At 48.5% G+C, this 5,777-nt stretch carries 2 protein-coding genes and 2 rRNA genes; 3 read left to right on the top strand and 1 reads right to left on the bottom strand.

Annotated elements, in window-relative coordinates:
• Both BR86_RS0113550 and BR86_RS0113545 read left to right on the top strand, forming a co-directional pair.
• Positions 1-83, top strand: a 23S ribosomal RNA gene (locus tag BR86_RS0113550); the annotation flags it as partial.
• A gap of 1,320 nt (positions 84-1,403) precedes the next feature.
• Positions 1,404-3,521, top strand: coding sequence for a methyl-accepting chemotaxis protein (locus tag BR86_RS0113545; RefSeq protein ID WP_051684828.1), 2,118 nt, complete (start codon positions 1,404-1,406; stop codon positions 3,519-3,521).
• A gap of 196 nt (positions 3,522-3,717) precedes the next feature.
• Here BR86_RS0113545 and fliB read toward each other — a convergent pair whose 3' ends face one another.
• Positions 3,718-5,052: a flagellin lysine-N-methylase gene (gene fliB / locus BR86_RS16220; RefSeq protein ID WP_177215971.1), complete on the bottom strand. Its 1,335-nt coding sequence runs from the start codon at positions 5,050-5,052 to the stop codon at positions 3,718-3,720.
• A 571-nt stretch (positions 5,053-5,623) separates the two neighbouring features.
• Between fliB and BR86_RS0113525 the strand changes: the two genes are divergently transcribed.
• Positions 5,624-5,777 (top strand): 16S ribosomal RNA (locus tag BR86_RS0113525); the annotation flags it as partial.

The following is a 5,777-nucleotide window of genomic DNA, read 5'->3' as shown; positions in this document are numbered from 1 at the left end:
AGAGTATGAGGTTGATAGGGCAGAGGTGGAAGTGCAGTAATGCATGCAGCTGACTGTCACTAATAGGTCGAGGGCTTATCCAGAAGGTTTCAAAAGTCGGAGTATTTCAATCAGTAAGCAGTTTTGAAGATATATCGTGAGAGGGCATCGCTGAAAGGCGGTGCTCTTTTTGCTTTGTGTAAAACACGAAACATACATAAAAGGAGGCGGACGCATCCTCCGCAAACACGTTCGCCTACCCTCGCCCGCCTGCGATGCGATTGCAGCGCGCTTCGCCTCCCATAGAAGCGTGGGTCGGCTCCGCTTGTGCAGGCATCTGGCCGGGTTCGGTCGTCTCCGATCGTTTGCATGAGGATGCGATTTGCCAATCGGCGATCTCTGCCTTTTAGCTGCAGGATGAATAGAGCATTTGTCAGAAAAGGCAGAGGCATCCTCCGCAAACACGTTCGCCTTCCCTTGCCCGCCTGCGATGCGATTGCAGCGCGCTCCGCCTCCCATAGAAGCGCGGGTCGGCTCCGCTTGTGCAGGCATCTGGCCGGACTCGGTCGGCTCCGATCGTTTGCATGAGGATGCGGTCTGCCATTTGCGGTATTTGCATCTTAAGCGCGAGAGGCGTACACAGAACAACAAAAGGCAGACGCATCCTCCGCAAACACGTTCGCCTACCCTTGCCCGCCTGCGATGCGATTGCAGCGCGCTCCGCCTCCCATAGAAACGTGGGTCGGCTCCGCTTGTGCAGGCATCTGGCCGGGCTTGGTCGGCTCCGATCGTTTGCTTGAGGATGCGTTCTGCTATTCGCGGTATTTGCATCTTAAGCGCGAGATGCGTACACAGACGCACATAGAACAACAAAAGGCAGAGGCATCCTCCGCAAACACGTTCGCCTACCTTCGCCCGCCTGCGATGCGATTGCAGCGCGCTCCGCCTCCCATCAAAACGTGGGTCGGCTCCGCTTGTGCAGGCATCTGGCCGGGCTCGGTCGGATCCGCCTGTGCAAGCATCTTGCCGGGGCGGTCAGGTTCGATAAAATTCAGTGGAATTCCAGTAAATTAGCAAACAAAATCACAACAGAATAATAAATGCACCGATGAAGAAAGAAATGAAATTCGGTGCAAAAAAGGAAAAAATTCGATTAGTTCAAAAAAACAAGAATCAAATTTAAATATCGAAAAAGAAACTGTGATAAAACAAGGGATTTATTTAGAACTAAAATCCAAAAGCATTTGAGAATGAGCGATGAATTTGGCGTATTTGTTGAGGCGAACCGCGATATAACATGCCTTATATAAAAATGGCATGTTTGTGCGGTTTTTTTGGGTAATTACAGCAATTGACCGGAAAATACATCTTTTGATACTATTCTGACGATCAGCGAATAAAGAAAATAGGCAGGGAGAAACAAGATGAGAAAGACAAATGAGAGATCCATATCGAACTGGATCCGGAACATGAGGCTTAACAAACGTCTGAGTATAATGCTCGGAATTTTTACCGTCATTGCATTCATTATTCTTAATATCGTTGTGAATGTGCTGTTTTCATCGGTGATCGGTAAGACAAGTGACCGCAGTATGCAGGATATCTCGGCAAAGAATGTTGCTACACTGGATGCGATCACAGAGAGAAACCGTGTCCTGGCGGAGCCGCTGGTGAGATCGATTCTGAATATGGCTGCACAGCCGGAGACGGATGAGAAGATATATCCGAGCCAGGTTCTGGACGGAGTGATGATGTCGGAGCCGCGTATCGATACGGAGATCATGATTCAGAGTACATTAAATGCAATTGTTCAGTCAAACGATTACATTGAAGGTGCCGGAGTTGTGTTCAACCCGAACAAGTATCAGAGCGATATTCCGGAATATACGCCGTTTGTCACCCGGGAGGATGTAAAAAAAGGCACCATCGGCACCATTTCCTATGATCTGGTTAAGAACATGGACTATTTCACCAGATCCGGAGCGGAGAATGCGGTCATTTACGGTCTCCCGTTCAAGAGTGACCTGAATGGCGAATTGATTATTCCGGCAGCGTTTCCGGTAGTTTATAACGGTGATTTCCTTGGAGTGGTCGTCGTTGATATCAATACCAGAATTTTTGACACACTTCTTGACGGAAACAAGGACGCTTACTCGTCCCTGACGGTAGAGATTGATACCGGTGACCAGAACGTTGTATATTCCAATAATGCGGCAGCGGTAGGAAAAAACTTTAAGGATCTGATTTCTCCGGCTTCGGTTGAGTTTTATAAGACTCAGATGGCAACCGGAAAAATGTTTATGAGAGAAAATGACGGTGTCCGCCGTTTCTTCACACCGGTAAAGATGGGCTCCGAGACATGGTGGGTTCAGACCGCGGTATCGGTTGAGGAATTGACACATGATCAGAGAAATGTGCTGATGATCATGTCCCTGATTCAGATCGGTGCATTGGTTGCCCTTCTTGCAATGCTTTCCTTTATGCTGAAGAAGTCTCTCAAACCGCTTGAGCATCTTGCGGAGATCGCACATGATCTGTCCCATGGTAAGCTGGAAGCAGAGATTAAATATGCGTATAACGATGAAATCGGTGAGCTGGCAGACAGCATGCAGAACATGGTGAGCCGTTTCCGTGATATTATCGGTGATCTGGATCATCAGCTTGCAGAGATGGCCGACGGAAATCTGACTTTTATTAATGCCAACGAGCAGCTTTATGTCGGTGATTTCAAGTCTCTTCATCAGTCGATGAATGAGATTAACGAAAAACTCAACAATACTCTCATTGATATCCGCAATGCGTCCAAGAGCGTTGACACCGGATCCGGTCAGGTTGCGGCCGGTGCGCAGGAACTTGCGCAGGGCGCGACAGAGCAGGCTGCTTCTGTTGAAGAACTGACTGCGGAGATGGACAAGATCGCGGTGGGCATCCAGGCGACGACGCAGAAGACTGCAAATGCAAGTACTCTGTCCATGGATGGAAATGCTGCTGTTCGTGAATCAAATCAGCGGATGCAGGAACTCACGGGGGCGATGGCAGCGATCACCGAGAAATCCAATGAGATCTACAAGATTATTAAGACGATTGATGATATTGCATTCCAGACAAATATTCTTGCACTGAACGCGGCAATTGAAGCAGCGCGTGCCGGTGCAGCCGGAAAAGGTTTTGCAGTGGTTGCCGACGAGGTTGGCAATCTGGCAGGCAAATCCGCTCTCGCTGCGAAGTCTACCGCAACTCTGATACAGGATGCGCTCGATGCAATTGAAAACGGTGGTAAGATCACGGCGGAAACCGCGAATGCGCTTCGTGTGGCGGCAGAAAATACAGAAAAGGTAACCGCGATTGTAGAAGAAATCTCCGAGGCAATGAATGCGCAGTCCACAGCGGTATCCAATGTTTCAAACGGCCTTGATCAGATCTCTTCGGTTGTTCAGACAAACTCCGCAACTGCGGAGGAGAGTGCGGCCGCATCCAATGAGCTGAGCAATCAGGCAGACCAGATGAACGCTCTGATTGAGAAATTTCGTCTGAGAGTATAATCCGGCCGAACTTTGCCGAAATCTTTCCGGGATAAAGGAAAGAATCCGGGTGGAAATGCTTTGGCACGTTGTTCGAGTAAATAAAAGACGCAGGAGATGTGCGATTGTTCGCATGTCTCCTGCGTTTTTTTCGGTTGCATTAGAAAAGTGGTTTACAGTTCCCGTGGAATAAAATTTACTCTGCGGGAAAAGTTCATCAGCTGAGGATCAGCGCTAGATAACCCCAGTCCCAGACTGCATTTTCAAAACTGTTTTCCATATATTCTTCAATGTCTTCCTCATCATAGCCCGTCATTCGGGAGATCAGAATCATCGAATCACGGACGGTCTCATACGAAATCTCACTGCATCCGGAACGGATATAGGAGAGAAAGAGCATGTGAAGGATGGCGGAGTATTCCATTGCGATCCATTCCGTGCGTATCAGTATGCTCCGGAAGCTGTCGGGATCTTCCAAATCTTCCGGTACAAGAAGACTTGAGAAGATTTCCGATACCAGAAAGTTTCGCATGAGAGGCTGCCATTTATGAAAAACGGCGAGAAAGGAAGTGTATGCCGGCAATACATCGCTGTATCCCTCAAGATCTTCTGCAGTTTCGCAGGCAGAATCGAGGAACCGGCGGTACAGACCCTCCTTCCGGTAATTCTCGGATAGATCAAGAAAAAGTTCATTTCGTTCCCAAAGAGAAGATTCCGGATCGGTCGGCATACGGCGGATTGCAGACAGCAGATCATTGCCATAGGCCGGGGAACCGTATTCCGTCAAATCAATCCGGGAATGACTGTCCGGGGCGCCGGAGCGGCTGGTGTCAATCTCTTTCAGGATATAAAAGATCTGCATGAGGTGTTCTTCACAGCTGCCGTTCGTGTCTGCAGCGAGGGACATGCAGAGATTGCGGATATCACGAAGAAAATCCCCGGTCAGCGGGATAGAATCTCTCCCTGGAATGATTTTTTGAAGATGGGCAAATGATGCCGCAGGCTCTTGTTCGTGCGTGGAATGCTCTGCCCGTGGGGAAGAGGAAACCACTGTGACCGGATTGGTGCCTTTGTGCGCGGAATGCTCTGCCTGCGGGACAGAAGGGGGGATATCGCCTACTGCTGCGTTGTCGGGCAGCTTACTGATATAAAACACGAGATGATCCCGTTCCACCCATCGATCAATGATTTCGGGACAGCAGGAAACCATGGAACTTTCGGTGCGGTCAGGAAATTCGTGAATCTGGCGGGGGAAGATGTGACATGTTTCGGACAGAATCTCCTCCCCGTAATGCCGGACAAGCCTGCAAAGACGGTTAACGTCGAGAAAAGGGCAGCAATGATCCGGAAGAAGACGGACCGAGCATTCTTCACCCTGACAGTCCGTATAGGCAAGGAGAGGATCCTGATGATCCGGATCCCGGAGTGTCTGCCAGCGTTTTCGGGTGTCCGGATCAACCGAAATCTTCCATTCGCAACAGCATGTAAAAGAACAACGGTCGGCAATGCAGTGAAAAGAATCCTGATAATCAGGACGAATGTATTCTGACATAGAGAAACCTCGTGAAAAATGATGTTGCTGCTATCATAACACAGTATGAGAGAAAGAAAGTGAACGAAAAAATTGCTGTGAATGCAAATGGATTGGATGCACCGGAATGATGTTGGAAATGACGGATCTCCCTGATTTGACAGGGAGATATCCTGTTTTGGGATAACCTGGGAGAATCATCGGGTAGGACGGACGAGCAGAGGAGAAAGGACTTGACGCCGCATTTCGAGAGTGGTAGTATAAGACCACTGCGTTTAAAGCAGGGTCAGAAATCTTCAAGAGCGATCCCCGAATCAGCGGAAGATGGTTGACATACAGGAATATAGCTAGAACGCGGAAATAAAAAAGTTCTTGACATGGTGATTGGGATTTGATATGATAATCAAGTCGCTCGCCTGACGGGAACGACGAGAACATTGAAAACTGAACAGTATATAAAACCCTGAAAATTCCAAGAACAAAGGCCGATAAGGTAGAGGCCTTAAGTTCGAGAGATTTTCAAGAACAAAACCTTAAACAGTAATAACGGTTAAGAATAAGCCAAGCTTAAGTCTAAACCGGATCAAACTTTTAACGAGAGAGTTCGATCCTGGCTCAGGATGAACGCTGGCGGCGTGCCTAACACATGCAAGTCGAACGGAAATTACAGAAGGAAGTTTTCGGATGGAATTTTGTAATTTTAGTGGCGGACGGGTGAGTAACACGTGGGTAACCTGCCCTGTACC

Origin of the sequence: [Clostridium] aminophilum DSM 10710 (assembly GCF_000711825.1) — a bacterium.
In the GTDB taxonomy this organism is placed as follows: Bacteria; Bacillota; Clostridia; order Lachnospirales; family Lachnospiraceae; genus Clostridium_R; species Clostridium_R aminophilum.
Note: the sequence above shows the minus strand (reverse complement) of the source record. Positions and strands in the feature narration are given on the sequence as shown.